Source organism: Streptomyces flavochromogenes (assembly GCF_000717595.1).
Classification (GTDB): Bacteria; Actinomycetota; Actinomycetes; order Streptomycetales; family Streptomycetaceae; genus Streptomyces; species Streptomyces flavochromogenes.
Window position 1 is genome coordinate 197427 of the sequence record NZ_JNZO01000008.1, and the last position, 25910, is coordinate 223336.

Sequence of the window (25910 nt, forward strand, 5' to 3'; positions counted from 1 at the left end):
AGTTCGCCGGCGTCCGTTCCCCCGGCGAGCATCCCGGACAGCGCTCGCCGCGCACGTGCGGGCCGGCCTCCGGCATCGGTGCCGGGTCAGGAAGCCCTCGCCCTGGTGAGCGGGTCGCGTGCGAGCAGCCCCGCGCCCAGACACGAGGCGCCGCCACCGAGCGCGGCCGGAACGACAGCGGGCATCCGCTTGAACGTCACGTGTTCCTGCGCCGTCGCCCGCAGCGTGGTCCTACTGATCCAGTACGGCGGCGACGGCCTCGATCTCGACGAGCTGGTCGTCGTAGCCGAGCACGGTGACGCCCATCAAGGTGCTGGGGACGTCGTGGTCACCGAAAGCGTCCCGGACGACCTCCCAGGCTGCCACCAGATCCCTCTGCCGGGCCGATGCGACGAGGACCCGTGTACTGATGACGTCCTGGAGCGACGCGCCGGCGGCAGCGAGAGCGACCCGCATGTTCTCCACGGCTTTCGACGCCTGGCCCGCGTAGTCCCCGACAGCCGCCGTCGAGCCGTCGTCGTTCAGAGGGCACGCCCCGGCCAGGAAGATCAGGCGGGACTCGGCGGGTGCCGTGGCGGCATAGGCGTACTCGGCGACGTCGGACAGGGCGGCGGAGCGGATCAGAGTGATGGCACGAGCCACGGTCGGTGGGTCCTTTCCCAGCGGGTGCAGACCGCGAACATCCTGCCAACGTCACGCCGCCGTCGCCTTCCCTTTTCTCACAGCCCTCACAGCCCTCACAGCCCTCACAGCCCTCACAGCCCTCGCGGCTCTGGCTGCCTGGTTGTCGTGGTCGCCCTCGCTTCCCGCGCACGGCTCAAGAGGACCGACGGTCGCCTGCACGGCCCGTCAGTCCTTGTCCTTGGGGCGGAGGGTGACCAGGTCGTCGCCGTCGCAATAGGTGAGGCCGACCCACGGACCCTTGCCATGGCCGGCGAAGGCCCGGCAGTCCGATGTGCCCTCCCAGAGGACGCGATCCTCGTACCCCAGCAGGAGCAGACGTCGGCCGTCCTGCCAGAACCTGTCCATGAGGAGGCGTGAGGCGGGGCTCAGGCCGCGAGGGCGGAGCGGCCGGCCGGTCTCGTTCAGGGTCCGGTCCGGGCGGCCGGGTGCGCGGATGATCTGGTTCATGGTGCCGTCGGTGACCAGGTACTCGCCCGGGGCGAGCCGCCGGGAGTGGCCCAGGGTGCCGCTGTAGTGCGGGACGACGAGGGCTCCTCCGGCCTCGGGCAGCGCCATCCCGTAGCCGATGAACAGGGGGAGAGTGCGGTCCCAGCGGCATCCCGTACGCGGGTCGCGAGGTGCCTGGGGCTGGTCCCACACGAAGGAGCGCTGCCAGTCGTATTCTTCGTGACCGGCGTACTCGGCGATCCGCCAGGCGAGGACGGTGGCGCGGCAGCTGCCCTTGGCCGGGGCGGTGGCCATCGTGACGTGCCCGCCGTTCTGGGTGATCCGGTCGATGGGTTCGCGGGGCATCCGGAGACCTGTCATCCAGGCCGGTCGGCCGGTCTCCGGGCCGAGGGTGGCGACGCGGCCCGGGGTGACGAGATAGGGCCGGCAGCGGTGGACGTCGGAGGGCGGCTCGACGGCGAAGGCGTCGGCCCGGCAGCCGTCCAGGACCCGTACCGCCCCGGACTCCGTGCGCGTCCACTTGCGCACGCCCGACCAGGAGTCCCAGCCGGTCAATTGGCAGGAACCGGGGCGGCAGTCGGCCGCCAGCACCGTCGCGAACCCGCTCTCGTACAGGAACACCCGGCTGCCCGGCGGCAGAGGCTGTCGCCAGGCCAGGCGCCCGTGCTGCGGGTCGAGCCCGGCGATGGCCGTCGGTCCCCGGTGACCTTCGCCCCCGCCGACCAGCACGACTTTGTGGTCCTGGACCAGCGCGGAGTGTGCCGCACCCGGTCGGGTTGAGGTCAACGCGAACTCGGCGGGCAGCGTCAGCCGCCAGCCCTGGCGCTCAGGCCCCTTCAGCCGGACGAGCGTGCGCCCCTGGCCGAGCAGCCCCGCCTCGGTGGAATTCACCGCCCAGGTGCCGTCAGGCCCGGGCCGCACCGGCATCCGCACACGCGAGGCTTCCTCGGGGACCGCCGAACCATCGCCGAACATCGGCCCCTGCGGGGCGAAACACCCCGTGACCAGTAAGGCCAGTACCCCACCCAGCAGCCACCGCCACCCCCGACGCCGCATCGCACCCCCCCCAGGTCCGCGCCCACGGTAGAGCTGCCCCGACCTCTCTGCCGCCCTCGTTCCCCATTCGTGACGGCCTCGTAGCCACAAGGCGGCCGAATGCGCACCTCCGGCGACTCCATCCTTCGGCCTACTGCCTTCTCGGCCGTGCGAAGGACGATCTTGCGGCCCCGCCGGGAGAGGCTTGATCCGTGAGCACAACCATCGGATACACCGCCGAAAGCGTCGGCTACGTCATAGGAGCCCAAGGGCTTGTCAGCTTCGCTTCGCAGACCCTCTTCGGCACGGAGTGGGGCTGGCTGCACAAGGTCGTCGACCTCCCGCCGGCCGCCTCCCTCGGCATCGTCGCCGTGGGGCTGGCACTCGTCCTCGTCGGTGTGAAGACGCGAAAGGCGCCCGCGCGGCAGGAGGCCCGCTGACCGACGGGCCGCCCGAGGCACGCCAGGGGAGCCGTCGGGCCGGGGAGCGGGAGCGGGGGAGCGAGGGAGCGGAGGAGTGGGGAAGGCGAACTACAGGCGGTCCGCGTGCGCACGCGGCGAGGCAACGGTCGCCGTGATGCGCGGGTAGTCGGTGTAGCCGTTCTCGCCGCCCGTGTACATCAGGCCTTCCTCGCGGACGGGGTTGATGGGGGCGCCGGTCCGGAGGCGTTCGACGAGGTCGGGGTTGGCCAGGAAGGGGCGGCCCAGGGAGATGAGATCGGCTCCGGCGGCGAGGAGGCGTTCGGCGGCGTGTCGGCCGCCGTCTGCGGGTAGGGGGCTGCCCCAGCCGAGCACCGGATTCGCGATGAGGGTGCGCGGCCAGGCCTTGCGGATGTCCTGGAAGAGCGGCTGGTCCGGGTCGGCGAACACGAGGTGCAGGTAGGCGGGACCGATGTCGTTCAGTGCGGCGACGAGGGCGGGGTAGATGTCCTCGGTGTCGCCTTCCTCGATGCCGTTGACGGTCAGGCCGGGTGCGAGCCGGACACCCACCCGGTCGGGGCCGATCGCGTCGGCGACGGCCTGGACCACCTCGACGACGAAGCGAATGCGGTGCTCGACCGCACCGCCGTACGCGTCGGTGCGCTGGTTGGTTCCCTTGGCGAGGAACTGGTGCAGCAGGTAGCCGTTGGCAGCGTGCACCTCGACGCCGGCGAAGCCCGCGTCGACGGCCTTGCTGGCCGCGGCGGCGAAGTCGGCGACGGTGGAGCGGATCTCCTCGACGGTCATCTCCCGCGGGACGACGGCCGTTCGGCGGCCGGCCGCCGTGTGGATCGGCTCGGGCAGGGGGATCGGCGAGGGAGCGACGGGCGTGAGCCCGCTGTTGTCGGGGTGCCCGACCCGCCCGCCGTGCTGCAGCTGGAGGAACATCCGCCCACCGGCGGCGTGCACGGCGCCGGTGACCTGACGCCACCCCGCCACGTGGGCGTCGTTGTGGATGGCGGTGATGTTCGGGTAGGTCTGGCCGACGGCGTTCGGCGTGGAGGCCTCGGCGATGATCAGGCCGGCGGAGGCGCGCTGGGAGTAGTAGGTGGCCATGAGGGGCAGCGGGACGCCGTCGGCCGTCGCGCGGTTGCGCGTCATCGGCGCCATGACCAGGCGGTTGGGGAGTTCCAGCGGGCCGAGGAGGGCGGAGTCGAAGAGGCGGGATTCGACCGGTGCGTTCGTCATGCCCGTACGGTAAAAGTTGACACTGGTGTCAGGGGCAAGGCCGTGACCGGCGATCGGGGTGGGGAATGCGGATCGGTGAACTCGCTCGGCGCAGCGGCGTGAGCGACAGGTCGCTGCGCTACTACGAGGCACAGGGCCTCCTTGCGTCCGAGCGAACGCCCGGAGGACAGCGCGACTTCGGCGAATGGGCGGTCGACCGGGTCATCCGCATCCAGGCGCTGTACGCCGCGGGGCTCACCAGCAAGAAGATCGCCCGGCTGCTGCCCTGCATGCGGGACACGGACGGCGCGCCGAGCGAGATCGCCACGGCAAAGCTGGTCGAGGAGCTGCACGCGGAACGTGAACGCATCGACCGCACGATCGCGGACCTGATCCGGTCCCGCGACGTCCTCGACGAGGTCATCTCCGCGGCCTCTCCCTCCCTCCCGGCCGCCCTACGCACGGAGGCGTCGCCCGCCGTCGTGTGACGCGCGCGCCCCCACCACCGTCGGCCGGCATCCTCGCTCACCGACGAGGGCACTCCGGCCTCGGACTCCCGCGACTGTTCAAGGCCGTAGCCCGATGCGCTGGAGAGCGACCGCGCTGAGGTCCGCGATGACCTCCCGGTCCCCCTGACGCCAGGCATCGGCCCATCCGCCAGGCGGTACGGGCAACTTGGCGAGTGCGCCCGGCGGGCCGGTCAGGGCGCGCAGGGCGAGTAGGTCCGCGCCTCCGGGAGCCTCGGCGAGGCGGCGCAGGGTGCTGCTGCGCCGGATCCAGAGGAGGCGCGGCGGGAGCCACAGCAGCAGGACGAAGAACACCGGAATGACGATCAGGGCCGTCGTGATCACATTGGCGACCTGGTTGACGGTCTCCTGGAGCGAGACTCCCGCGTCGGCGAATCCGGAGCCGGCGTCGGCGGCGGCCTCGAGGGGCTTCTTGAGGACGCCGCCGATCAGCGGCACATCGGACGCCGCGTCTCCCGCGTTGCCGAGCTCCTCGGCGAGGCGGTCGCCGGAACTCTCGACCCTGCGGCCCGGTTCGGCCAGCAACATGATCGTCTCGCGGACGACGAGGGCCGCCCAGACCGCGACGGCGATCACGGCCACGGCGATCAGGTCCACGAGCACCTGAAGGTTCCGGCGTGCGGGTGTCTGGGCGTAGAGGCGCATGGATGACTCCCGTTCGAGTCGTGGCGTCAAGGAGGTCCGGCCGGTCGTCGGATTCAACTCTTCCACCGCGCCCCACGGGCAAACCTGCGACACACGAGACCGACCCCATGCGCCACGTCCCCGGCAGGTCCTCGGCATATCTCGCGAGGAGGCCGTCGAGCGGGCGCTCGAACTCCTGCGAAGGGTCGAGACCCCCGCCCCGAGCGGGGTCACGCGCAGCTCTCCGCACGAGCTGTCCGGCGGTACGGCCCAGCGCGTGCTCATCGCCGGCGCCATGACCCGTCGGGGGCTCACCGCGCTGAGCAGCGTATTCACGCGCTGTTGATCAGATGTCGATCCCGGTTCGGCACGGTGTCGGAGAAGCGGACCGCAGCGGCCCACGGCAATTCCTCGAACAGGTGAGAGACATGCTCAAGATCGGCCTCGGAGCCCCCCAGTACGGATTGTTCACCGACCCCGCGGTGATCTCGCAGTTCGCGGCCACGGTCGAAGCGATCGGCTACGACAGCCTGTGGGTGGGAGACCGGGCCCTCGTCCCGACCGAGCCCCGTGACCGGTATCCCGGCGGCGGTTCCGTACCGAAGGAGCACCGTACCTTCCTGGACCCCGTCGTCACCCTGTCCTTCCTGGCGCACGCCACCCGACGGCTGCGACTCGGGACCAGCACGCTGAACGCGCCGTTCTACTCCCCGCTCCTGCTCGCCCGTTCGCTGACGTCCGTCGACATCCTCAGCGCGGGGCGGCTCGACATCGGCTTCGGGCTCGGCTGGTCGTCCGACGAGTACGAGGCCATCGGCGTGCCGTGGCGGGGGCGCGGGGCACGGCTCGAGGAGATCCTGGACGTCCTGGACCACATCTGGTCCGGTACGTCGGCCGAGCACGACGGGGCCGTCTGGAGGATCCCGAGTGCGCACATCGGGACCCTTCCCGTACAGCGCCCCCGCCCGCCGGTGCTCCTGGGCGGTTTCACCCCGGCGACGCTGGAACGCATCGGCCGCCGGGCGGACGGCTGGGCGGGAGCGGCGATGCCGCTGCCGCAACTGGCCCATGTCATCGGCCGGATCAGGCAGATCGCCGAGGCGAACGGACGTGACCCCGAGGCCATGCGCGCCGTCGTACGGGTGAACCCCGCGGTGACGTCCGACGCGGCCCCGAGTGACGCCGTTCCGCACCGGGGGACGGTCGAGCAGGTGTCGGACTACCTGCTCGCCGCCCATGCGGCCGGGGCGGACGAGATCCTCGTCGACCTCCAGCAGACCGCGCGGAACGCAGAAGAGCTGACGGACCTCGCACGACGCTTTCACGACCGACTGAGCAGGGGGTAGGAGCACCCTGGCCGCGGCAGCTGGATCGGAGCCGGATGGCCGTGCCGTGGCGGCGGTGCTTCGCAGCTTCTGCCAGGCGTGCCTGTGGCTCGTGTCCGCCGACCGTGGCCCACCCGGTGGAAGGCCCGTCGGTACGGGGCGGGGCCGACGGCCGCCGCCACCGGGGCACGGGTAGGCGGTTTTGCCCGAATAGCCCTCGTTCCGGGGCTCGGTCAGGCTGCGAGTCGGTTGATCTCGGGGGTCCGCAGGATATGGGGCTCGGCGCCGTGGAGGCGGGTGGTGGCGAGCATCGCGCGGCCCACCTGTTCGGTGCTGGTCACATAGCGCGGGGCCACGCGGCGGATGACCGGGTAGAGCCATGAGGTGAGGCGGTACATCACGCGGTACCAGCGTGTGCCCGACGTCTCGCCGTGGAGGGGCTGGATCCATCCCGGCCGGAAGGCGTAGGCGTGCATGTCCATGGCCAGGAGGGCGTTCTCCGTGCGGCCTTTCACACGGGCCCAGGCCGAGCGGCCCTGCTCGGTGCTGTCGGTGCCTTCTCCGGAGACGTACACGAAGGTCAGGTCGGGGTTGGCGGCGGCGACCACGTGGGCGGCCGCGAGCGTGTAGGTGTAGGTGATCGTCTCGTACTCGGCGGCGTCGCGCCCGGCCGCGGAGACGCCGAGGCAGTAGAAACACGCGTCGGCCCCGGCCAGGTCGTCGGCGATCGGGGTGAGGTCGATGAAGTCGGAGTGGAGCACTTCGCGGAGCTTGGGGGCGGTGCGACCGAGCGGGCGGCGGGCGACGGCGAGGACCTCGGTCACTTCGGGGTCCTCCAGACAGGCGCGCAGCACACCTTGGCCGACCATGCCGGACGCCCCGAACAGGATCACCTTCAACGCGTGGCCTCTCTTGGGTGGTTCGTGCGGGGATGATACGGCAGCGCCCGCGGGTGCTGTGGCAGGCAAGGAGGTCCACGACGAGTGTGCAGCAGGCGGCCTACGCTGTGGGTGAGCCGACCTGATGCAGTGACCGCGGCCGCCTGCGGCTCCGTGGGGGCCCGGGCACTGTATCCGCCATATGGGCATTAGGTTAGGCTGACCTTGCCTGACGTGCGGACCCAGGCGTGCGGGTGGGGTTCCGGTCCTCAGGCGGGAACCCAGAAGACGGAACGGGCAGAGGCGGGGCGCAGGTGAGAGACAGCGAGCGAGCTCGGGCGCGTCGTGCGCCCGGCGAAGCGGGACGCCCCATGCGCGTGACGTGGGTCGCGGGTTTCGTCCCGGCGCACGGGACGAGGCGCCGTGGATAAGATCGCGCTCACGGCCGGAGCCCTCTACATCATCGTCCTCCTTCGCGCCGGAGGGACGTTCGCCGTCGGGTGGCTCGCCGGCGCCGGTGCCCGGCGCAGCAGATTCGCCGGGCGGATCTCTTCGGAGAAGTTCGGCCGCGCGGAGCGGGCGATCCAGCGGTGGGGCGCGCCGGTGGTGGCCGTCTCCTTCCTGACCGTCGGGTTCCAGACCGCCGCCAACTTCCTCGCCGGCAGCATGCGCATGCCGTTGCCTCGCTACCTGCCCGCCCTGTTCGTGGGTGGAGCGGCCTGGGCGATGGTCTACGCGACTGCCGGTCTCGGGGCGCTCGAAGTGCTGGGAAGGCTCTTCGCCGAGCAGACGGCCCTCGGGGTGTCCGCCGTGGCAGTCCTCCTCCTCGCGGTGTGCGGGGTGGTGGTGTACCGCAGGAGAAGGGCGGTCCCGTCCTCCGCCGACGCCGTGACCGACGAAGCCTGAGCCGTCCGCCGAGGTCAGGTGGACACCGGAGTCGGGGGCGTACGCGACGACCGTCGGCCTGCCGACGAGAGCGTGGCGCTGGGGCGAACGAGGACGCCGCCGTCGCGGTCCTGGAGAGCGAGGTTCGCCTCCCGGCCGAAGCCGTCGTCGGCGAGAAAGGTCTCGGCCGCGTGCGCCTGTGAGCCGGCCACGGCGCACGCGCCGTGCGTCATGGCGGCCCTGCGCGCAGGGCGGGACGGGCCGCGGTTCCGGCCAGGAGGTTCAGGCGCGTGAGGCCTGCGAGGGCATCGATGCCCGGCGACGCGGCGGCCGGCCGCCGGCCCACCCGGCCCGGGTGCGGGGCGCCCGCGTCCACTGGACCGCATTGCGGAGGCCGGTGAGGCCGAGGTCGTGCGCCGCCACCTGGCCAAGCTACGCGAGGGGACGGCCGAGCCGGTCCGCGTGGATGTCCCAAGCCCGCGCCGTATCGCCTCGTGGATCCTGCGGCCTGGCGAGACGCTCGCGGACCAGGAGAAGGAAAGGCTGCTCGGCGCCCGGCCCTGATCTTCCCAACGCCAAGCTCGGCTGCCTACCGCCACAGGTCCGCGCCGTCGCGCCCGCTCGGATCCATCGTCAGCAAGTCCTCGTGAAGGCCCGCGAGGGGGCGACCTGCGGAAGCCCCGTCTTCACCGGACTCCATGACCACCCAGCCGACATCCACGCCGGACACGTTGACGTCCCCGCCGCAATCCAGCTCGTCCACCGCGGAGAAGACAGCTTCGTAGGCAACGGCCCGGGCCGGCAGCACCAGGTCGTCCCTGTTCGCCCCCGCGTCCAGCAGACGCCGGCCCGCCGCCACCTGCTCCAACGCCTCCGGCGCAGCCCAGCCGTCGATCGCACCACGCCACAGCGAACGCGCAGCACGAAGCGTGCCAACTGCGGCTGGTTCTCATCGATCGCCGACCGCGCCCAGTCGACGGCGTCGACCGCACCGAGCGCCTCGAACTGCATCCGAAGCGACTCCGCCGCCGACCGCTTGGACGGAGCAAGCCCGGAGAGCCAGGACTGCCATGCCGCATCGGTGTCATCCATCGCTTCAGGATGCCCCGTCGGACGCGCCCACCACACGCAAGGTCAAACAGTTCAGCGTGAACCCCATCGCCCGTGCGCGGGCGACCAGCCCACCCCGCAGCAGCCGTCGTGGGGCTTGCAGCGGCGCCGGCCCGTGGGCCCATCGCTCCGTAACGGCTCTCTGTACGCGAGAGACCCCCGGAAGGCGACCTCCCAGGGGCTGCGGCTCAGTAGCGCGGACCGTCAGTAGGCCACTGCCGGCTTCGGGCTCGGGCCGTAGGCGTTCTGGTGCTGCTCGCCTTCGGTGGCAAGGAAGACGATCAGGATGATGCCGCCGACCAGCGGTATCAGACCGAAGAGGACCGACCAGCCGGAGCGACCGGTGTCGTGCAGGCGGCGGACGGTCACGCCCAGGTGCGGCAGGAGTACGGCGAGGAAGTAGATCGGGTAGAGCAGTGGGAAGGTGCCGAGAGCGAGGTCGACCGTCGCGACGATGATCACCGCGATGATGTTGAACAGGAAGAACATCCAGTGTTCCTTGCGGCGTGCCCGTCCGCTGAACACCACGTACTTCTTGAGAACTTCGAGGTACCAGTTCACTTTTCCCCCATTGACTAGGTGTGCGAGCGGAAGCCTGTCCTTGTGGAGCACGCTGTGAGATCGCGTTCTCGGTGGCGAGTACCGCGGTGTCGGCCGTCGCCGGATTTCCGCGGTGAGGCGCTCCTGCAGGCGCTGCGCAGCGCTGGGAAGTGTACGTAGAGCTCGAACGCCAGGCGCAATAACCAGCCAGGCAGGAAAGGAAGTTGACGGTCTCTGCGGCTGATGAGGTGCGTTCCGCAGCATGTTGTCGGGATGGTCGAGCAGGCGGCCTGGGGGGCAGCGGTGTTTGACTGCCGACAGGTCCATCCTGTGGGCTGCAAGCGCAGGGATCGCGTGGGGTGCGTACGTTCAGCCTGGCGGAGACCGAAACGCCCCATCAGCGCTGCCGCCGCCCCCGAGGCCTCGCACGACGCGACTTCCTCCACCAGGTCTGGCCGCCGCGCCGCACCGCACCCGGCCGGGAGCTCCCCCGAAACCGTGCGACCGGCGCCGACAACTCAGCCAGGAGTGCCGCATCCTGTGCGAACAACGGCAGGAATTCGACGATGTCCTGTCCGCGGTCGACCGTTGGCGGAAGCAGGGGGCGCCTTCGCCTGCGAACTCCGCCTCCGCCCTCGGCCGCCGCACATGCTCGATCTTCTCGGCCCTAACGCCGGCGCGACACAGCGTGCGTCCCCTGTGCACCCCGCCGCCGTAGCCCCCAGACCTCCGTACAGGGCATCTGCGAACTGACCAGCGACCGCGCACAAGAACTCGCCGAGGCAGAGACCCTCCAGCCGCGGCGCAAGCGGGCGAGGCCGGCATGGGCCCGCACGTACGCGGCTCCGAACGGGCTGCCGCTGTCGGCGAGAGGAAGCGCCGGCCTGGGGCGGAGAAGCCGGGCGGTAGCCGGTTCGTGCCGGTTCGTTCTCAGGCTGTGGCTGTGAGGAGGTCGACGACGAAGATGAGGGTGGAGCCGGCCGGAATGAGCGGCGAGGGCGACTGCTTGCCGTAGCCGAGGCGTGGGGGAACGATGATCTCGCGTCGTCCGCCGACTTTCATTCCCCTGATCCCCCGGTCCCAGCCTTTGATGACTCTGCCACCGCCCACGGCGAACTTGAAGGGCTGGCCGCGGTCCCAGGAGGCGTCGAATTCCTTTCCGGACTCGAAGGTGACGCCGACGTAGTGAACCTGGACGACTCTGCCGGGCTTCGCCTCGGTCCCGTCCCCGATGACGAGGTCCCGGATCGTCAGCTCGGTGGGAGGGTCACCCTCGGGAACGTCGATCTCGGGCTTCGTCAGTTCACTCATCGCGGCCTCACTGCTCCTTGCCGGAGGCCCGGGTGTGGACCTGCCGGGCGCATGGACGCTCCACACGGCGGATGGTCACGTTACCGAGAATGCCGACCCGGTGGAGGACGACGAATTCCCCTGTGGACGGCGCGGGGCCGGCATTCCGCACGGTCGTCGGCATCGGGCCCAACCGCTCGCCCCGAGCCGGGGCCGTCTGACGGGCCGGCAGGCTGTCACCCCATCGGGGTGAGATCCGCCCACAGGGCCACGGCGTCGGGTGAGAGCGGTGCGACTTCGACGCCTACCCCTACTTCTACGCCTTCCCCTGGTGCCAGACCGTCCTCGTCCCACCACACGCCCTGGCCGGCCGCCAGGACATGCCCGTCCTCGCCTGTCTGCCACCGGCCGCGCAGGACGTAGAACACCCCAGCGTGTGCGGACGGCGCCAGGACCCTGCCGGCGACCCGCTCCACCCGAGCCGTCCAGTTCCCACGCCGCACCATGATGTTCAGCACCCGGCAGCCGGCACTGGAGACTTCGGCGGAGAGCGCCAGGTCGCCGGAGAACGCAAACGGCTCGCCCGCGCGTGCGGGCAGACGCTCGAACTCCCCGGGAGACGTCAGCAGAACACCGTCGCCCGCCAGCAGGGTGAGTGTCCGATCGACCCCGCCGAACGTCGAGAACGGCCCGTCCCGGTCGATGTCAGCGACACTCGCACGCCACCCGAAGTCCTCGGCGCCTACGGGCCGGGAGGCGATTTCCCTGGTCGTGCCGCCGCCGTTGCGCCACCGGCCCGGAGTCAGTGTCTCGACATCGAAGTGGTGCATGGGCGGGCTCCTGAACTGCGTGGGGTACGGGTACGGATTCCCCGGATGGGCGACACGACCCAGCGGCGGCACCTGCGCTGGAGGGCGACGCCGTGTCCACGTGGGTCAGTCGTCGGCGCCGGGGCGCGCCGAACGCAGTGTATGCGGCCCCACCGGGCCCTCCCGTTCCCTCCGGTGAGCCGGCCGCCGAGCTGCGCAGCCGGTTCCGGGCGCTGCGACGGAGGGCCGCGCGGTGAAGGCGCGGAAGGGGGTGTGGCTCGCGCTCTGGCGAGGGTGCCGGGTGTCAGAGGTGGCCGTCGAGGAACTCCCGGACCTCGGCGCTGGTAGAGGGCCCCGCCCCGTGGGCCACCGGCTCGCCGTCCTTCAGCAGGATGTAAGAGGCGGCTCCGGTGATCCCGTACCGTTCGGTTGCCGCCGGACAGCGTGTGATGTCGGTCCGTACGGCCGTGAGGCGGCCCGCGTATTCGTCGGCGATGCCACCGACGACGAGATCCATCGCCCGGCAGGGCTCGATGGCCTTGGGCCATGTCCCGGTGAAGTACGCGAGGACCGGGACCGCGCTCATTCTGAGGATGAAGTCGAACTCCGCGTCCTCACGGGGCTGGTGAACCCGCTTCGCCATGGAAGCTCCTGACCTTGTGTTCCGTCTTTCCCCTCCATCATCCCCCGCGCGATACGGCGGGCCGGCCAGGGCACCGGGCGGGGAGCGGGCCCGACTCGGCGCGTGGGCGGTTCGTTCACCGGTCCCGGCTTGTGGTCGGCATCTCCGCAGCCGCGTCCGTGAACCCGTATTCCGCCGCGGCGAAACAAGACTCGGCACAGTCCACTCACGCGCAATCGACTCCGGACAGGGATCGAGCACACGTCCGCACAGTGCGTTGATCAGCTGTGTCCTACCCTGACAGGGCTTCGACTGTTCAAGCCAGGGGTGGGATCCGCATGGCAACGCACACGACCGACGACACGGGGCCGGGACGGGAACGGCGACTGTCCGGCCGTCAGGGAAGGGGGTTCATCCGCCCCCTCCTCTCGGCCGCCACCGCGCTCCTCGTCGCCGGCTTCGCCACGGGCTGCTCCGCCCTGGGGGGCTCGCTGCGCGTCGTCTGGGAGGCCCCGGTCGACAGCAGCGCCAGAAACTACGGCAACGGCGCCTGGCTGGTCGGCGACACACTCGTCCGAAGCCGGTATGACGCGGTCACCGCCTTCGACGCGGGGACGGGGAAGGGCCGCTGGGAGTACGCCCCACCCGCACAGGAGCACATCTGCGCCGTCAGCCGGCGGACGGCCGACTCCGTCGTTCTGATCGTCCGGGGGCCGGTAGCGGACGCGGGTTGCACGACCGTCGCCGCGCTCGACCTCACGACCGGCCGCGAGCGATGGCACACGCCTCGCACTGCGGGGGACCAGGCCGAGACGTTCACCGACATGGTCGCCGTCGGTGGCAGGATCGGGGTCCTGCGAGACGCCGACGACAGGTGGGCCCTCGACACTCGGCCCGCCGTCTCCGGAACCAAGGCCCTGCGCGCCTTCGATCTGAGGACCGGCGCCCCGCGCTGGACAGCGGCCGTCCCTGAGGGCTGCGTGCCCGAGCAGGTCGCCGCCGGGGAGCGGCAGGTCGTCGCCGTACTCGCCTGTGCCCGCACCGAACTGCGGCTCGCCGCGTTCGATCCGGCTGATGGCCGGCAGCGATGGACCGCGCCCCTCGGCGGCCGGACGACGCCCGTACCGGATGGGCAGGTGACCCTGCGATCCGCCGAGCCGGCGGTCGTACAGACCGGCGGAACGACGGAGGGCCGGCCAGGCGCCTTCCTGGCCTTCGGCACGGGCGGAGAGGTCACCGCCCGGATCGGGACCACGGGCGGATACGGAACAGTCCAGGCGCACACGCCGGCCCTCGTGGCCGTCGCGGACGGACGGCTCTATCTGGGCGCCGAGAGCAGGGAGCGCGAGGCGTACCGGGATCGCGTGGTCGCCTTCGACCTCACGAGCGGCAGCCAGGTCTGGCTGGAGGACGTGGCCGTCGCGGGCGGTCTGCGAGCCCTCGACGTCACCGCGGGCCGGGTGACCGTCCTCGCCGACCGCGGCCCCCGGCACGACGGCCTCGACGAACTGCGAGTGCTCGACGCCGCCTCCGGTGACGAGAAGGAGAGCATCGATGCCGGTCTCGACGTGGACCGGGCGCAGGGCGAGCTGGCGGACCTGCTGGTGCACGCGGACCTGGTCGTCGCCGTGCGGCAGGACTCGGGGATGCACCCCTTCTCGGTGTACGCGCGCGAGTGACGGATCGGGCCCTGCCCTGGCGATCACGAGGGCGGGGTTCACGGTCCGCACTCGACAGGCCCTTCCTGTCACGGCCGACCCTGACCCGGGGCCGTATGCCGTCGATCAGCCGGCGCCGGGGCCGGAACCCAAGATCCACTTTGATACGCGCCCTAGCCGTCGAGGAGGAAGTCCACCGCCACACGGCGTGGAGGACGATCATGGCGCTGCCGCAGAAGATTAGGACGGCGCCCGCGTAGGTGTTCACCAGGTGCGTGAACGGCGGTGTCGGCACCAGCACGTCCGCCGGGTCCTCCGGGGGGTGGGCCACGGTGATCATGGGGCCTGCCTCGCCGTGCAGGAAGCCGCGGTACGTCCCGGCCGCGTCCGGGTAGACGTACCCCCCGCGGGTCATCGTCGCCCGGGTGGCCGTCACCATGACGCCGTGCCGGTACAGCCACCGTTCCCGTCGCGCGCGGATCACCCCGTACAGGCCCGACCACAGGCCCAGCCAGGCGAAGCCGCCGATGGGGACAGTGAGCAGCACCAGGTCCCACCTGCCCAGTGAGCCGGCCACCACGCAGAGAGCGACGAGCGCCAGCAGGTGCCACAGCGTGCCCCGCATGATCCGGCGGTGGAACCTCGTCCGCCACGTGGGGGTGAGCGAGCGGACCACGGCGAACGGCGCCCCGTCGACGTCATCGCTGTCCGTCCGGTTCGCCAGGAGCGCGTTGACCCCGTCGGCGAAGGCGGTGGCCGCCGCCTCGTCCACGTCGTCGATGCGGTGGACGCGTGGCGTCACCCCGGCCTTACCCCCGACGGGCTGGGCCGGATACGCGCCGAGGGCTGCTCGGTCCTGATCGGCCTACGTCCTACAGAGGGGCCGTGCAAGGATGCCGCGATGATCTCAAGCTCACGCATACCGGCAGTGGTTCCCGCAGGGCAGATGGCCAAGATGGACCAGCCGGTGCTCGGCCTTCCGAGCGGCCTGGAGCTGCGCCCCTGGCGTCTCTCCGACGCCGCTGTCCTGGTGGCCGGGAGCCAGGATCCCGGAGTGCGTCAGTGGAACCGCCTGCTGGTGGAGACACCGGAGGACGCGCGTCGGAAAATCGAGAGAATGCACGAGCGTTGGCGGGCCGAGCTGAGTGCGATCTGGGCCATCGCTCGACCGGAAGGTGAGGCCGTGGGCCTGATCGGGTGGGGCGACATCGACCTCAGCGGTGGCAGCGCCGAGATCGTCTACTGGGTCCTCCCCGCAGCACGCGGCGGCGGTGTGGTGGTCGAAGCCACGAAGCGCGTGAGCGAGTGGGCCCTGAAAGACCTCGGCCTGCATCGCCTGCGGCTGTGTCACTCGGTGGCCAACCCGGCGTCCTGCCGTGTCGCGGAGAAGGCCGGATACTCACTCGAAGGCACCATGCGCAGCGCGCTGCTGCACGCCGACGGATGGCACGACGAGCACCTGCACGCCCTCGTCCAGGGCGACATCTGACCTTGCGTCAGTCGGCCGGACCGCTTCCGGAAGAGGTCGTTCGCTTCACCGGATGCCTGCCTTGAGGCTCTCTCCCTCATGCGGCGTCCGGGCGAGCGGCCCGCCGCGCTCCTCCCGACACGCGTCGGGTGCCCCGTCGCCGTACGCGCTCTCACCGGCCCCTGGTGCGCGGCGACGATTCCCGGTGCGCGAGACACCGTCCGGCTACCTGTCCGCGTCCGGCGCCGGGCTGGGCACCGCCGCGCCGTATTCGACCCGTCCGGCGGCTTCGTCAGCTGCGGCCCGGCCCCGACGCGTCGGCTGATCGAGGGGCCGGTCCGTGGACGGCTGCCCTGGGGGGAATGGGGCCGCACCCGCCGTCCAATTGTCCGGAGAGCTTTCCTTTCCCCCGTTTCCCCAGGTGCCGAGCCGGGCCACGTGCATCGGCCAGAGGCCCTGGGGGAGCCGCTCTTGAGGGCCTGCGCCCGAGGGCCGCCGGATTCCGCCCTTGGCCGAGCGGGATACGGCTGGTGGGGTGGGCCGCTTCGTGCCGCAGACGTCCTCGCCGTGCGGGGCTTCCACCGGGTCGCCGCCGTCGCGCAGAACACTCGGCCCGAGGGCTTCGACCGAGGCGCAGGGCGGCACGGGAGCGCGGACGTGGCCCCGCTCCGATGCCGCGCGGCCCTCATGGAGAAGCTGCCCGTGCTCGCCCCCGTGACCGAGACGTGGACGACGGCGCCCGTTGTGCCGGACGTGACGCTGATGGTGGCGGGCTCGGTGTCGGCCTCCAGCGGCCAGTCGCCCAGCGGCAGGGGCGAGTGCCCCGGGTTCGCGGACGGTTGCGACGCTCCCCCTGCCGCATCAGGCGGCGGGCCGCTACCGTGGTCCTCATGGCGCGCGAAATCAGGATCGAGATCAGCGATGAGGCGTACGAGGCGCTGGAGCGTGTCGCAGCCGAGAAGCACGTGCCCGCCGAGGACTACGCGGGCCGGGTGCTGGACGCCGACCTGACCCGCGCACGGTTCGTCGAAGGCGCCCGGTCCTTCGTCGCCCAGCACGGCCAGGCCTTCGCGAAGCACTTCGGCCGCCCCGCCGGCGCCGACGCGGCCTGATCGCGGCCTGCGCGTGATACTCACGGTCGATCTCTCCTGGCTGCTCGAAATCGCCCAGCAGGAGATCCCCGGCGATCCGGAGATCGCCGACTGGGGCTCGCTCGAAGCCGCCCGCGCCCGCCACGCCTTCCGCGTCATGGACGTCCCGGTCTACGAGCGCCCGCACCACCGTGCGGCCGCCCTGTTGGAACAGCTCGTCCGCGTCCCCGCCCTGGAGCACTCCAACGAGCTGTACGGCGTGGTCGTCGCGGCTGCTTACCTCCACGCCTGCGGGTATCCGGTCGACGTGACGGCGGAAGAGGCGATCGACCTCGTCGAGCAGGTTGCCGAAGGCCGGGTCGACGTCCGGCAGGTTGCCGTGGTCCTCAAGGAATGGGTTCGCTGACCCACCGGCTCGTCCCAGGGGAGCCGGATCAGATCTCGGTGAGCTGGAAGATCAGCTTGCCGAGCCGTGGCAGGCGTACGGGCACGGCGGAGTCGATGCGACAGCAGTCGCAGCTTCGGCAGATGCGGGAGCAGGCTGCGGACGGGCGCCGTCGAAGCCCGCGGGGCAGTTTGAGCGCTGAGCGCTATGGCGTGTCGTCAAAAGGACGACGGCCCGTGAGGTCGGGCTGACCCGCGCGGAGGACGGGGCAGCCGTGGACGAGACCTAGGTGCCGGCGCCGCAGTGCCTGGGTGATGATTCACCGATGTTGAACGTCTCCGGCGCGGACGATGCCGAAAGTACAGCTCTCCTGCTGACCGTGATGTACCGGCTGCACAAGAAACTGGGTGATTTCACCACTCAGCTCTACGTCGCGCACACCTTCGGGGATGACTCCGGGCTGGTGCACGACATCGTGATCGAAAGGCACGCCGCAGGACCTGAACTGAGGCTCTACCATCGCTTCAGCTTCTTCGCGGAGGGCGATGCTGAGGTCAGCGAGCTGCGGTTCTCGGCAGGTGTGACCATGACATCGGCCGGGTGCATCGTTGAAGCCACGGTGGATGTCTACCTTGAACGGCCCTTCGGAGAGTTCGGCGCCGACGTCCACACCCTCTACTTCGAGCGGATCGATCAACTTTCCCTCACGGACGCCCTGAGTTGTCTGGAGGAGCAGGTCACGGCGCTCTGCACCATGGGCGATATCCCGAATCGTCTTGGTTTCGACACGCGTTGATCGTGACCATCTCCTCGGCGGCACCACAGGAGACGGGCGCAAGCTTCACTCCCAGCGAGGAGTGCAGCCAGGGTGACGGCTGTTCGGTGACGGTTGTTTCGTAGGGGCCGGCGATTCTGTCGTACCGGGTGGCGATGCCTCGCCACTGTTTGAGGCGGTTGAAGCGTCGTTCCACGACGTTGCGGTACTTGGAGGTCTCGCGGTCGAAGACCGGCGGGCGGCCTCCGCAGCTGCCCCGCCGGGCCCGATTCCGGACCGGGCGCGGCCGGACTGATGCCCCGCCCGCACGCCCACCTCCACCCCGCCGCGTGACCGCGAGGTGCGCCGCAACGGGGCGCACCTCGCGGTCACCGCTCGCGTCACGGTCCGCCCGAATACCGCTCGGCCTCTTCCCAGCCCCGCAGTTCACCGGAACCAGGCACCGTGCCGGTCAGCCGCACCTGGCCGTCCGCGTTCGTGCGGACAGCCAGGACCTGTCCCCGTACGGTGGCGGAGACGGGACCACGGGCGGTGACCGTGGTCACGGCGCGGCTCCCGGCGGCGAGGAAGTAGCGTGCCCCGGACGGCGCCGTCCAGTACGTGCCGGCCAACAGATGCTGGCCGAAGCGACTGCACGCCGCCGTGTCCTCGCGTGCCGGGCCCGGCACCCGTACCGGCCGGCTGTGTGCGTCCTCCCCCTCCCACGCCACGGTCACGCGGCCGTGCCCGTCCCAGTTCTCCGCGCGCGTGCAGGTCCAGGTGGCGCGTCCGGCCCGCTCCGGAAGGGCCTGGCGGGCGAACTCCCACCGGTTCACGGCCCGTACGCCGGTGCCCCGCAATCCCGGCAGCGCGCAGGCCGTACGGGCCCAGGCGGCGAGGCCCGCCGCCGACGTCGCCTCTCGCGGCTGGCGGGCCGGGGCTCCGGTCCCCGGTGCCGGGGACCACGTCAGGTGCGCGGGGCTGAGCTCCCCGAGGTCCGCAAGCAGGAAGGAGTGGTCCTCGACGATCCGGGTGGAGGACCGCACCTGCAGCGCGGGAAGGCGACGGCAGTCGCCCGGCGCTTCCGGTACGGGGTCGGTGACGCCGTCCACGGAGACGGCCAGCCGCCGGGCGGGCACGTCGGGCCGGAGGAGGTCGCGCACCGCGCTCTCGTCGATCCAGGGGGCGAGCAGGAACCGTGCTCCGAGTCGTGTTCTGCTCACCGCCACGGCCGCGCCGGTGGTCACGTCCGAGTCGTCCGCCCGGGCCAGTTCGAGGACCGCCCCGCCCCGGCCGGTCGACGGCTCGGCATACCGGATGATCCGGCCGCCGTCGTGCAGGAGGACGATGGCGGAGCCGTCGACCGTGCCGGCGAAGAGCAGCCGGGCCGGTGCGGCGGGCGGGGTCGTCGGTGTGCCCGGCGTGACGCTCACCCGGACGCCGGGTCGGTCGCCGGTGCTCTGAGCCCAGGCGTGGAGGGCGCGGGACAGCAGGGCCGTGTCGCCGGTCCGCGTTCCGCGGGCGGGCCACTGGGTCAGGTCGACGCGAGCGGTGTCGGACCATCGGTCGGCGGGGGTGCGGAGCAGGAGCCCGGGGTCGGTCGCGCGGGCGGCCGCGGCGGCGAGGGCCGTGACGGGTGGCGACGGCGTCGGCGGGGTGGGCGGCTCGGGGCGTAGGGTGAGTACGGCGGTCGTGGACGCGACGAGCAGCACGGCGGCAACGAGGGCGGTGAATCGCTTCCGGTGCCGGCGGCGCAGCAGGTCCGTCGGTCGTGCCTGCACGGTGCAGGGGTCGAACTCCGCGCCGTGCAGGAGCGATTCGGCATCGGTGCCGACGGTGGTGCGGAGGCGCTCGGCGGCGTGGAGGGCTTCGTCGGGCGTGGGCACGCCCGCGGCGGTGAGGAGCAGGGCTGCGGACTGCGCGGTGAGTCCTTCGAGGACGCGCAGGGCGAAGGCGGCCCGTGCGTCAGGGGTCATCGTGGCCAGTCTGGATTCCAGCGCGAGCTCGTCGTCGCTGCCGGCCCGGGGGAAGAGCCTCAGCCCCATGACGGTGGGAAGCGGGGTGCGCCCGAGGGACCACCGGGGGCGGGAGGCCGCCCGCAGCGCGGCGGACACGACGCCTTGCCGTAGCCAGACGAGGACCGGTCCCGGCTCGCCGCGCTGCGCGGGAACCGTGGGTGCGGGTGTCGGGCCGGGACGAGAGGGGGCCGCCGCCGCGAGGGACTTCTGCACGAGCGCGTGCGCGGCGAGCACCCGGCGGTGCCTGCCGAGGGCGGGCGGGAGAATCAGGTGGGCGAGCCGGACGAGCCGTGGATAGTGCTCGACGAGCGCCGCCTCGGCATCGTTCCGACTCGGGCGAGGGGGCGCGGCGGAGGATATGTCGGTGCTGGGGAAGGTGTCGTGGGACTGCATGACTGTGCAAACGAGAGGCGCAGGGACCGGTCACCTCGGACGGGTGCTCTGGGGGTGCCCCGGGGCGGAAGCCGCACTCGCATCGTTTGTGCGTCACTCTGGGGGAGGGAGCGCAGAGGCGACACGCGGCGACTTGCGGCGGCACCACGGGCCCTTGCCCGGGGGCGGGCGTGTTCCCTACGACGCAGCGGCCACGACGTCGTAGGGAACAAGCCGCCGCGGTCGCGAAAAGCCGGCTCGGGAGGCAGCACCGCGGCCGGCACAGCGCGGGTCCTGCTCGCCTGCGTGCCGGGCGAGCAGCACGCTCGCGCGCCTGTCCGGCCCGCGCGATCCGGCCCCCGCCGGCCTCAGCCGCCTGGCTCGGCCAGGGGCAGCAGCGCGGAGGTGATCTCGGCGGTGAGGCGGTGCCAGCGGGTGGCGCCCCGGAGCATCGAATGCCCTCCGGTGGCCATCCGGATCCCGACCGCCTCGGCGCCCGCCTCCCGGGCCCTGCGCACGAAGTCCCAGGACTCCCGGGCGGAGGTGATCCGGTCCGCCTCGTCGTGCAGGACGCGGATCGCGCGTCCCGCGAGGTGCCCGACGGGCTCACCCGGCGGGCACCAGGGAGCCAGGGCCACCACACCGCGCACCATCGGGTCGCCGGCGGCGCTCAGCGCGGCGCGGCCGCCCATCGAGTGACCGACGAGCACGACGGGGATCCGTCCGGCCCGCTCCCGCAACCGCACGAGCGCTGCCGCCGCGTCCAGGGCCGCGTCACGGCGGGCGCCGTTCCAGCCCCGGTGCCGGTAGCGGACCTCCGCGACGAGCACCTCCCGATCGGCGAGCGCACGCGCGACGGCGGTCGCGAACGGGCGCATGCGGAGGGCGGGCAGGTTGACCGGGGGTGGCGGCCCGAGGCCCTCGGAGCGACCGCCGTGCAGCAGGAGCACGGCCGCGACGGGGACGGCCGGCGCGCTGCGTACGACGAGACAGCCTGCGTCGCCGTGCCGGACCGCAGAGGTGGCCTCGGGCGTCATCGGGCTTCGGTCCGGTGGACGGGCCGGCGGGGCGGGCGAGGCAGGAAGCCGCTCGTACGGGCGGCGTAGGCCGCGTAACCCGGGCGGTGCGCCATGTGGGCCTCCAGGAGCCGCTTGCCGCTTCCCCAGATCAGCAGGGCACTCATCACCAGGGGTGACACCAGGACGATGACAGCAGTCTGCCAGTTCGCGCAGGCGCACAGATAGAGCCCCCACCAGACCAGGAAGTCACCGAAGTAGTTGGGGTGCCGGGTCCAGCTCCAGAGTCCCCGGTCCATGATCCGTCCGCGGTTCGCCGGGTCGGACTTGAATCGGGCGAGCTGGTGGTCCCCGACCGTCTCGAAGGCGAGGCCCGCCGCCCAGAGGCCGAGGCCGAGCGTGAGCAGCGCATCCGGTCCCTCGGGCAGGTAGGCCGCAGCCTGGACGGGAAGGGAGACGAGCCAGACGAGGGAGCCCTGGAGGAGATAGACGGTGCGCAGTGCGTAGAGCGCCGGATGGCCGGAGGCCCGGGCGAGCATCTTCGCGTAGCGCGGGTCCTCGCCGTGGCCACGGCCTCGGCGGGCGATGTGGAAGGCGAGCCTCAGCCCCCACAGACTGGTCGCGAGGGTGACGGCGAGTCTCCGGCCGTCGTCCCCGTACCCGGCGGAGAGGGCCCAGGTGACGACGGCGACGGCGGTGAACGCGACGCCCCAGGCGATGTCGACGATACGGTGGACGCCCTTCACCGAGGCGATCGCGAAGGTCACCAGCATGACGGTGAGGGCCGCTCCGGCCGACGCGGCCAGGTTGACCGCCAGCGCGGACGCGTTCATCGGGATGCTCCGGGGCCGTCGGTCGCGACGAGGGGGCCATCGGTGGCGACGAGGCGGAGCTGGCGGACGTCCAGGTAGCGCGCGCGGAAGCCCGCCTCGGAGTAGGCCAGGTACAGCTCCCACATGCGCTGGAAGGTCCGGTCGAAGCCGAGTGCGCCGACCGCCGCCGACTCCTGGAGGAACGTCTCCCGCCAGAGCCGCAGCGTCTCGGCGTAGTGCGCCCCGTAGCCGGTGTCGTGGGTGATGCTCAGGCCGGCGGTGGCGCTCTCGTGGGCGAGGGCGTCCGGCGACGGGATGAGGCCGCCGGGGAAGACGTACTTGCTGATCCAGGTGTGGGTGCGGGCGGTGTGCAGCATCCGCTCGTGCGGCATGGTGATGGTCTGCAGGGCGACGGCTCCGCCGGGCGCGAGGAGACGGCGCAGGGCGGCGAAGTAGGTGGGCCAGTACTCGGCGCCGACGGCTTCGATCATCTCGACGCTGACCACGGCGTTGTACCGGCCTTCGACCTGCCGGTAGTCGCGCAGTTCGACGCGTACCCGGTCCGAAAGGCCGGCCTCGGCGATCCGGCGCAGGGCGAGCGCGCGCTGCTCCTCGGAGAGCGTGACGGTGAGGACGTCGGCGCCCCGGGACGCGGCGCGTATCGCGAGTTCGCCCCAGCCGGTGCCGATCTCAAGGAGCCGGGTTCCCCCGCCGACGTCGGCCAGGTCGAGCAGGCGGTCGATCTTGCGGTGCTGCGCCGCGGTGAACGCGTCCGGTGTGGCGGGCAGGGTGTCGAACACGGCGGCGGAGTAGGTCATGCTCCGATCGAGGAAGCGGGCGAACAGGTCGTTCGACAGGTCGTAGTGCCGTTGGATGTTGTCGCGGGCGCCTTCGAGGGTGTTGCGGTCGCGGGCCGGGCGGCGACGGACCCATGCGCCCCTGAGCCGGCGCAGCGGTGCCGGTACGAGCTCGTCCACGTGGGCGGCGAGCACGCTGAGGAGGCCCACGAGGTCGTCGCTGTCCCACTCGCCCGCCATGTACGACTCTCCGAAGCCGATCAGCCCGTCGGCGCCGATCCGCCGGTGGAAGGCGGCCGGGTCGTGCAGCGTCAGGGTGGGTGGGCCGGCCTTTCCGGTGCCGGCCTCGCCGGCGGTGGGGCGGGGGACGGTGCCGGGCGGGCGACCGTGGTCCGCCCGCAGTGGCAGCCGGGCGAAGGCACGGGCGAGGAGCCGCCTGGCGACGGCCGTGCGCAGGGCCGAGGCGCGCGGGAGGCGGGCGACGTCGGGCCAGCGCTCCGGATCGACGGGCGTGCGGCCGAGGGCCGCGACGCGAGGGGCGGCCGGCGGGACGGAGACGGTCACAGCATGCCTTCTCGGGTGGGCGGGACGGGACGGGGACGGACGGGAAGTCCCTTGAGGTACAGGCGGATCCCGTGCCACCGGATGCCGATGCTGACGGCGGCGGTGGACCACGGGTGGCGCAGCGCCGCGGTGAGCAGGCCTCGCGTGTCGGCGGGCCGCCGGTGGCCGCGGACGGTGGCGGTCAGGGGCCGGCTTCCGTCGCCGTGGCGCAGTTGGACGGTGAGATCGAGACGCTCGCCGGGCAGCGGCAGCCGCATCCGGTAGGAGCCTTCGACGTCGAAGAACGGGGAGACGTAGAAGTCCTTGGCGACGTCGGCGCGACCGGCGGCGTCGGGCCGCAGGAGGTAGCAGTGCCGACCGCCGTAGGTGTTGTGGACTTCGGCGACGACGCAGACGGGACTGCCGGTCCGGTCGTGGCACCAGTACAGGGTGAGCGGGTTGAAGACATGGCCGAGCACGCGCGCGTGGGCGAGCATCAGCACCCGTCCGTCGGCGTTCCGTACGCCCTGGGACGCGAGGTAGGCGTCGAGGCCTGCGCGGAGGGTGGGTGCCCGGCCGCCGAAGTGGTCGCGGGCGTCGAAGCGGGCGAGCGTGTGCAGGGGGCGGGGCAGTCGGGGCAGGGCGTCGAGATCGACCAGCCACAGGTACGTGCGCTGCCGCAGGGCGTGGCGCACGGGCTGGACGCGGGTGTGGGCGACCTCGCAGGGGTAGAGCGCCGGCGTGACGGGAGAGGTGGGCGCGGCCGGTGCGGCGGGTGTGGCGCCGGCGGTGGTCACCAGGTCACCCCCAGGGCACGGGCCGCCTCGACTCCGGAACGGCAGCCGTCCTCGTGGAACCCCCAGCCGTGGTAGGCGCCGGCGAAGGCGGTCACGGACGTGGCGAGGCCGGGCAGTTCGCGCTGGGCGGCGACCGATCGGGGCGTGTAGACGGGGTGCTCGTACACCATGCGGGCGAGCACCGTGCTCTCGTCGACGCGTCCGTCCGCGTTGAGGGTCACGAGGTGGGGTTCGTCCACCGGGAGGCGCTGGAGCCGGTTCATGTCGTAGCTGACCTTGACCGCCCCGGGGCGCGCGTCGCAGGAGGGGAGCCAGTAGTTCCACGAGGCCCGGGCGTGTGGCCCGGCCGGCAGCACGCTGGTGTCCCGGTGCAGCACGGTGGGGTTGCGGGAGTACGTGAACGCGCCGAGGACCCGCCGTTCGTCGGGGGTGGCGTCGGTGAGCATCCGCAGGGCCTGGTCGGGGTGGACGGCGACGACCACGGCCGCGTGGGTCTCGGACTCGCCGTCCTCGGTGGTGACGCGGACCCGGTCCGTGCCACGTTCGATCGCGCGGACCGGGGTGGCGGTGCGGACGGCGGCAAGGTGCTTGGCCACCTTCTCGACGTACGCGCCGGAGCCTCCCGTGACGGTCCGCCACTGCGGCGAGCCGGTGGTGGAGAGGAGCCCGTGGTGGTCGAGGAACCGGAAGAGATGGGCCGCCGGGTACAGGAGCGCGGTGTCGGGGGCGCACGACCACACGGCGGAAACGAGCGGGACGGCGAAGTGGCCCACGAAGTACGGCGAGAACCCGCCGCGCGCCAGGAACGCGCCGAAGGTCTGGCTGTCGTCCGCGGCGGCGAGCAGTCGGCGGGCGGCCCGGTGGAAACGCGGCACGTCGGCGAGCATCCTCAGATGGCGACCGCGGCGCAGGTTGCCGCCGCCGAGCAGGCCGCGGACGCCACGGGCGCCCGCGTAGGCGAGGCCGCAGCCGTCGCACCGGACGGACATGCTCATCTCGGCGTCCTGGGTGGCGACACCGAGCTCGCGGAAGAGGCGGAGCAGCTGCGGGTAGGTGCGCTCGTTGTGGACGATGAAGCCGGTGTCCACACGTACGGTGCCGCCTTGCCGGGTCGGCAGCTCATGGGTGTGCGCGTGCCCGCCGAGCCGGGCGTCCGCCTCGTAGAGCACCACGTCGTAGGTCCGCGACAGCACGTGAGCGGCTGTCAGGCCGGCCACGCCCGACCCGACGACCGCGACGGTTCGCCGGTCCATTCGTTCCCCCTCGCGTCACGGCGCGTCCGCACATTGGCGTGCGGCGCGTTCTCATGGGTGATTCGGTGCCGTGGCCCGTTCGGATGGGTGGCGGTTTCCACGTCTCCTCCGGCCCGCGGTGTCTGGGCGGATGCTTTGTACCTCCTCAGACTCCGGCGAATGACGGCAGCACCTCAAGGCGCATCGTTTGTGCGTCGCTAGGAGAGGACCCGTGATGACCGGGCGGAGGAGGGGGAGAGGGAGCCTGGGATCAGTCCCGGCCGGGGCCTGCCGACGGTCGGGGTGACGGCGCTTCAGCACGGCCTGAACGGTCAGAGCGACGCGTGCGCGCTGGTGCGTGGGGAGCGTGGTCCCGCGCGGCACCGTGCGGTGCGATGAGCATCGGGGCTGGAACAGCGGGGCTGCGGCGCTCCGGACGGCTCGTCCTGTCGCGGCCGACACCGGCCCGCAGACGGCGCCCGGCGGGGGCGCGACGAGCAGGGGGCCGTCAACGGCCGAGGCTGCTCGGACTGAAGGTAGAGGTG

27 protein-coding genes and 2 pseudogenes are annotated in these 25910 nt (G+C 72.0%); 9 read left to right on the forward strand and 20 right to left on the reverse strand.

Annotated elements, in window-relative coordinates; all coding sequences use genetic code 11:
• Positions 1 to 86 precede the first annotated feature (86 nt).
• The 4 genes and pseudogenes from IF00_RS46845 to IF00_RS0111910 form a co-directional block, all read right to left on the reverse strand.
• Positions 87 to 230 (reverse strand): annotated as a pseudogene (locus IF00_RS46845) (ROK family protein); the annotation flags it as partial.
• A gap of 1 nt (position 231) precedes the next feature.
• A complete protein-coding gene (locus IF00_RS0111905; protein ID WP_030317191.1) occupies positions 232 to 642 on the reverse strand; it encodes a RidA family protein in 411 nt (136 codons plus the stop codon).
• Between the two features lie 51 nt (positions 643 to 693).
• Positions 694 to 843, reverse strand: coding sequence for a hypothetical protein (locus tag IF00_RS45575; RefSeq protein ID WP_158710445.1), 150 nt, complete (start codon positions 841 to 843; stop codon positions 694 to 696).
• Positions 844 to 849: 6 nt separating this feature from the next.
• Positions 850 to 2022, reverse strand: a complete 1173-nt coding sequence (locus tag IF00_RS0111910; RefSeq protein ID WP_158710446.1) for an outer membrane protein assembly factor BamB family protein — start codon at positions 2020 to 2022, stop codon at positions 850 to 852.
• A 356-nt stretch (positions 2023 to 2378) separates the two neighbouring features.
• Between IF00_RS0111910 and IF00_RS0111915 the strand changes: the two genes are divergently transcribed.
• Positions 2379 to 2606: a hypothetical protein gene (locus IF00_RS0111915; protein ID WP_030317195.1), complete on the forward strand. Its 228-nt coding sequence runs from the start codon at positions 2379 to 2381 to the stop codon at positions 2604 to 2606.
• Between the two features lie 90 nt (positions 2607 to 2696).
• Here the strand turns inward: IF00_RS0111915 and IF00_RS0111920 are convergent, their stop codons facing one another.
• The gene (locus IF00_RS0111920; protein WP_030317197.1) at positions 2697 to 3833 is read right to left on the reverse strand and encodes an alkene reductase; all 1137 of its coding nucleotides are present in this window, start codon (positions 3831 to 3833) and stop codon (positions 2697 to 2699) included.
• A gap of 65 nt (positions 3834 to 3898) precedes the next feature.
• Between IF00_RS0111920 and IF00_RS0111925 the strand changes: the two genes are divergently transcribed.
• Complete coding sequence (locus IF00_RS0111925; RefSeq protein WP_037638001.1) at positions 3899 to 4300, forward strand: MerR family transcriptional regulator; 402 nt, start codon at positions 3899 to 3901, stop codon at positions 4298 to 4300.
• Positions 4301 to 4378: 78 nt separating this feature from the next.
• On the opposite strand, the gene IF00_RS0111930 is transcribed toward IF00_RS0111925, so the two are convergent.
• Positions 4379 to 4984: a hypothetical protein gene (locus tag IF00_RS0111930; protein WP_030317200.1), complete on the reverse strand. Its 606-nt coding sequence runs from the start codon at positions 4982 to 4984 to the stop codon at positions 4379 to 4381.
• A 407-nt stretch (positions 4985 to 5391) separates the two neighbouring features.
• On the opposite strand from IF00_RS0111930, the gene IF00_RS0111935 reads away from it, so the two are divergent.
• On the forward strand, positions 5392 to 6309 hold the full coding sequence (locus IF00_RS0111935; protein WP_030317202.1) for a TIGR03619 family F420-dependent LLM class oxidoreductase: 918 nt from the start codon (positions 5392 to 5394) through the stop codon (positions 6307 to 6309).
• Between the two features lie 212 nt (positions 6310 to 6521).
• Here IF00_RS0111935 and IF00_RS0111940 read toward each other — a convergent pair whose 3' ends face one another.
• Positions 6522 to 7181: an NAD-dependent epimerase/dehydratase family protein gene (locus IF00_RS0111940; RefSeq protein ID WP_245234504.1), complete on the reverse strand. Its 660-nt coding sequence runs from the start codon at positions 7179 to 7181 to the stop codon at positions 6522 to 6524.
• Between the two features lie 408 nt (positions 7182 to 7589).
• On the opposite strand from IF00_RS0111940, the gene IF00_RS0111945 reads away from it, so the two are divergent.
• Positions 7590 to 8072: a DedA family protein gene (locus IF00_RS0111945; RefSeq protein WP_030317206.1), complete on the forward strand. Its 483-nt coding sequence runs from the start codon at positions 7590 to 7592 to the stop codon at positions 8070 to 8072.
• A 14-nt stretch (positions 8073 to 8086) separates the two neighbouring features.
• Here the strand turns inward: IF00_RS0111945 and IF00_RS0111950 are convergent, their stop codons facing one another.
• The 6 genes from IF00_RS0111950 to IF00_RS0111980 all read right to left on the reverse strand — a co-directional run bounded on the left by IF00_RS0111950 (position 8087) and on the right by IF00_RS0111980 (position 12443).
• Positions 8087 to 8284: a hypothetical protein gene (locus IF00_RS0111950; protein ID WP_030317207.1), complete on the reverse strand. Its 198-nt coding sequence runs from the start codon at positions 8282 to 8284 to the stop codon at positions 8087 to 8089.
• Positions 8285 to 8640: 356 nt separating this feature from the next.
• Complete coding sequence (locus IF00_RS0111960; protein ID WP_245234494.1) at positions 8641 to 8919, reverse strand: hypothetical protein; 279 nt, start codon at positions 8917 to 8919, stop codon at positions 8641 to 8643.
• A 446-nt stretch (positions 8920 to 9365) separates the two neighbouring features.
• The gene (locus tag IF00_RS0111965; RefSeq protein ID WP_030317210.1) at positions 9366 to 9722 is read right to left on the reverse strand and encodes a DUF805 domain-containing protein; all 357 of its coding nucleotides are present in this window, start codon (positions 9720 to 9722) and stop codon (positions 9366 to 9368) included.
• A 909-nt stretch (positions 9723 to 10631) separates the two neighbouring features.
• Positions 10632 to 11012 carry an FKBP-type peptidyl-prolyl cis-trans isomerase gene (locus IF00_RS0111970; RefSeq protein ID WP_030317212.1) on the reverse strand — a complete coding sequence of 127 codons (381 nt, stop codon included), beginning with the start codon at positions 11010 to 11012 and terminating at the stop codon, positions 10632 to 10634.
• A 215-nt stretch (positions 11013 to 11227) separates the two neighbouring features.
• Entirely contained in the window at positions 11228 to 11821 is a 594-nt protein-coding gene (locus IF00_RS0111975) for a HutD/Ves family protein (RefSeq protein WP_030317213.1), read from the reverse strand.
• A gap of 283 nt (positions 11822 to 12104) precedes the next feature.
• Positions 12105 to 12443, reverse strand: coding sequence for a thioredoxin family protein (locus tag IF00_RS0111980; protein ID WP_030317215.1), 339 nt, complete (start codon positions 12441 to 12443; stop codon positions 12105 to 12107).
• A gap of 317 nt (positions 12444 to 12760) precedes the next feature.
• On the opposite strand from IF00_RS0111980, the gene IF00_RS0111985 reads away from it, so the two are divergent.
• From IF00_RS0111985 to IF00_RS0112010, 5 genes are all read left to right on the forward strand, one after another.
• Entirely contained in the window at positions 12761 to 14101 is a 1341-nt protein-coding gene (locus IF00_RS0111985; RefSeq protein ID WP_030317217.1) for an outer membrane protein assembly factor BamB family protein, read from the forward strand.
• Between the two features lie 925 nt (positions 14102 to 15026).
• A complete protein-coding gene (locus IF00_RS0111995; RefSeq protein WP_245234495.1) occupies positions 15027 to 15569 on the forward strand; it encodes a GNAT family N-acetyltransferase in 543 nt (180 codons plus the stop codon).
• Between the two features lie 869 nt (positions 15570 to 16438).
• Positions 16439 to 16660: a hypothetical protein gene (locus IF00_RS0112000; protein WP_030317221.1), complete on the forward strand. Its 222-nt coding sequence runs from the start codon at positions 16439 to 16441 to the stop codon at positions 16658 to 16660.
• A gap of 13 nt (positions 16661 to 16673) precedes the next feature.
• Positions 16674 to 17045 (forward strand): toxin Fic, encoded by a 372-nt coding sequence (locus IF00_RS0112005; RefSeq protein WP_030317222.1) that lies wholly within the window; start codon positions 16674 to 16676, stop codon positions 17043 to 17045.
• A 304-nt stretch (positions 17046 to 17349) separates the two neighbouring features.
• On the forward strand, positions 17350 to 17820 hold the full coding sequence (locus IF00_RS0112010) for a hypothetical protein (RefSeq protein WP_030317224.1): 471 nt from the start codon (positions 17350 to 17352) through the stop codon (positions 17818 to 17820).
• 109 nt (positions 17821 to 17929) lie between these two features.
• Here IF00_RS0112010 and IF00_RS46400 read toward each other — a convergent pair.
• The 7 genes and pseudogenes from IF00_RS46400 to IF00_RS0112040 all read right to left on the reverse strand — a co-directional run.
• A pseudogene (locus tag IF00_RS46400) lies at positions 17930 to 18028 on the reverse strand (IS5/IS1182 family transposase); the annotation flags it as partial.
• Positions 18029 to 18179: 151 nt separating this feature from the next.
• Positions 18180 to 20189, reverse strand: a complete 2010-nt coding sequence (locus IF00_RS0112015) for a hypothetical protein (RefSeq protein WP_063740649.1) — start codon at positions 20187 to 20189, stop codon at positions 18180 to 18182.
• A 347-nt stretch (positions 20190 to 20536) separates the two neighbouring features.
• A complete protein-coding gene (locus IF00_RS0112020; RefSeq protein ID WP_078944637.1) occupies positions 20537 to 21205 on the reverse strand; it encodes an alpha/beta fold hydrolase in 669 nt (222 codons plus the stop codon).
• Positions 21202 to 22017, reverse strand: coding sequence for a DUF1295 domain-containing protein (locus IF00_RS0112025; RefSeq protein WP_030317232.1), 816 nt, complete (start codon positions 22015 to 22017; stop codon positions 21202 to 21204). The genes IF00_RS0112020 and IF00_RS0112025 overlap by 4 nt, the downstream gene beginning before the upstream one ends.
• Positions 22014 to 23357, reverse strand: coding sequence for an SAM-dependent methyltransferase (locus tag IF00_RS0112030; RefSeq protein ID WP_051820124.1), 1344 nt, complete (start codon positions 23355 to 23357; stop codon positions 22014 to 22016). The genes IF00_RS0112025 and IF00_RS0112030 overlap by 4 nt, the downstream gene beginning before the upstream one ends.
• A complete protein-coding gene (locus tag IF00_RS0112035; protein WP_037638004.1) occupies positions 23354 to 24133 on the reverse strand; it encodes a DUF1365 domain-containing protein in 780 nt (259 codons plus the stop codon). Before IF00_RS0112035 ends, IF00_RS0112030 begins: the two co-directional genes overlap by 4 nt.
• Entirely contained in the window at positions 24130 to 25386 is a 1257-nt protein-coding gene (locus tag IF00_RS0112040; protein WP_030317237.1) for an NAD(P)/FAD-dependent oxidoreductase, read from the reverse strand. The genes IF00_RS0112035 and IF00_RS0112040 overlap by 4 nt, the downstream gene beginning before the upstream one ends.
• Positions 25387 to 25910 lie beyond the last annotated feature (524 nt).

Excerpts from the sequence above, each read along its gene's own strand:
- IF00_RS0112015 (WP_063740649.1), bottom strand. The coding sequence starts at position 20,189 with ATGCAGTCCCACGACACCTTCCCCAGCACCGACATATCCTCCGCCGCG.
- IF00_RS0112040 (WP_030317237.1), bottom strand. The coding sequence starts at position 25,386 with ATGGACCGGCGAACCGTCGCGGTCGTCGGGTCGGGCGTGGCCGGCCTG.
- IF00_RS0112010 (WP_030317224.1), top strand. The coding sequence starts at position 17,350 with ATGTTGAACGTCTCCGGCGCGGACGATGCCGAAAGTACAGCTCTCCTG.
- IF00_RS0112025 (WP_030317232.1), bottom strand. The coding sequence starts at position 22,017 with ATGAACGCGTCCGCGCTGGCGGTCAACCTGGCCGCGTCGGCCGGAGCG.
- IF00_RS0112000 (WP_030317221.1), top strand. The coding sequence starts at position 16,439 with ATGGCGCGCGAAATCAGGATCGAGATCAGCGATGAGGCGTACGAGGCG.
- IF00_RS0111975 (WP_030317213.1), bottom strand. The coding sequence starts at position 11,821 with ATGCACCACTTCGATGTCGAGACACTGACTCCGGGCCGGTGGCGCAAC.
- IF00_RS0111950 (WP_030317207.1), bottom strand. The coding sequence starts at position 8,284 with ATGACGCACGGCGCGTGCGCCGTGGCCGGCTCACAGGCGCACGCGGCC.
- IF00_RS0111980 (WP_030317215.1), bottom strand. The coding sequence starts at position 12,443 with ATGGCGAAGCGGGTTCACCAGCCCCGTGAGGACGCGGAGTTCGACTTC.
- IF00_RS0111995 (WP_245234495.1), top strand. The coding sequence starts at position 15,027 with ATGGCCAAGATGGACCAGCCGGTGCTCGGCCTTCCGAGCGGCCTGGAG.
- IF00_RS0112020 (WP_078944637.1), bottom strand. The coding sequence starts at position 21,205 with ATGACGCCCGAGGCCACCTCTGCGGTCCGGCACGGCGACGCAGGCTGT.
- IF00_RS0111930 (WP_030317200.1), bottom strand. The coding sequence starts at position 4,984 with ATGCGCCTCTACGCCCAGACACCCGCACGCCGGAACCTTCAGGTGCTC.
- IF00_RS0111985 (WP_030317217.1), top strand. The coding sequence starts at position 12,761 with ATGGCAACGCACACGACCGACGACACGGGGCCGGGACGGGAACGGCGA.
- IF00_RS0111925 (WP_037638001.1), top strand. The coding sequence starts at position 3,899 with ATGCGGATCGGTGAACTCGCTCGGCGCAGCGGCGTGAGCGACAGGTCG.
- IF00_RS0111935 (WP_030317202.1), top strand. The coding sequence starts at position 5,392 with ATGCTCAAGATCGGCCTCGGAGCCCCCCAGTACGGATTGTTCACCGAC.
- IF00_RS0111970 (WP_030317212.1), bottom strand. The coding sequence starts at position 11,012 with ATGAGTGAACTGACGAAGCCCGAGATCGACGTTCCCGAGGGTGACCCT.
- IF00_RS0111920 (WP_030317197.1), bottom strand. The coding sequence starts at position 3,833 with ATGACGAACGCACCGGTCGAATCCCGCCTCTTCGACTCCGCCCTCCTC.